Genomic DNA, 969 nt, shown 5'->3' with positions numbered 1-969 from the left:
TGGAGCAACTTGAGCGCAGAGAAACCGAACAGAAGCTATTAAACAAGTCTTTATCTGATCCCACGACCCACTTGCCAAACCGCTCCTGCTTTGAGCAGCAGGCTAATTTGGTTATTGAGTCTCGTGGGAATAAACGGATCGCTATTTGTGTGATCGAAATCCTTCGTTATATGGAGATCAGTCGTACCTTGGGTCACCATAATACTGATTTAATGCAGGTCGAGGTGGCTCAGAATTTCGCTGCATTGTCGGTTAATATGCCAGGTATCGTCAAACTTCAGGGGCCTTCCGAGGAAGCATTAATTTGTTCTTTGGAGCCAGGCTCATTTGTGATGCTCGTTGAGGCAGAGCTTGCGGAAAGCCACACAGAGCAGGTAAATGAAATTCTAAAGCAGGCAATGCAACCAATTGAGTTTAAGGAGATGCGTCTGGAACTGCGTCCGGTAATTGGTGTGGCTGTTTGTCCTGAGCACGGTTTGAACACCGAAACTTTATTGCGCCATGCCCAAGTAGCTGCAGACTCATCGGAAGCACTTGAGCGACACCTTTCTTACTATCGCCCTGAATATGATCAATACAATGCGCGCCGCTTGATGATGGTTTCTGAATTGAAGGAAGCGATCAAGAATGATCATCTGGCTTTGTACTTTCAGCCTAAATACTCTCTTAAAGAGAATCGAGTTGTAGGTATGGAGGCCTTGGTAAGGTGGAACCATGAGCGTTATGGCTTGGTTAGGCCTGATGAGTTTATTGAGATTGCCGAACAAACAGGCATTATTAAAGCATTAACACGCTGGGTGGTGAGCAATGCACTTAAAGCCCAGAATAGTCTCAAAGAGCTTGGTTGGGACTTGAATATGTCAATCAATCTATCGGTGTTGAACCTGCGAGAGGGAGATTTGATTGATTTTCTGAGCGCTCAAATGGCTGATAACAACAGCGATCCTCAGCGCATTTATTTTGAGTTAA

1 protein-coding gene is annotated in these 969 nt (G+C 45.2%); it reads left to right on the top strand.

Annotation, left to right across the window (positions count from 1 at the left end; all coding sequences use genetic code 11):
• Positions 1-969 (top strand): GGDEF domain-containing phosphodiesterase (locus tag A3735_RS25120; RefSeq protein ID WP_156499917.1); only part of this gene is annotated, 969 nt, incomplete at both ends.

The sequence above is a fragment of the Oleiphilus sp. HI0061 genome (assembly GCF_001635675.1).
The sequence above is the reverse complement of the archived record's forward strand: the minus strand, read 5'-3'. Positions and strand labels throughout refer to the sequence as shown.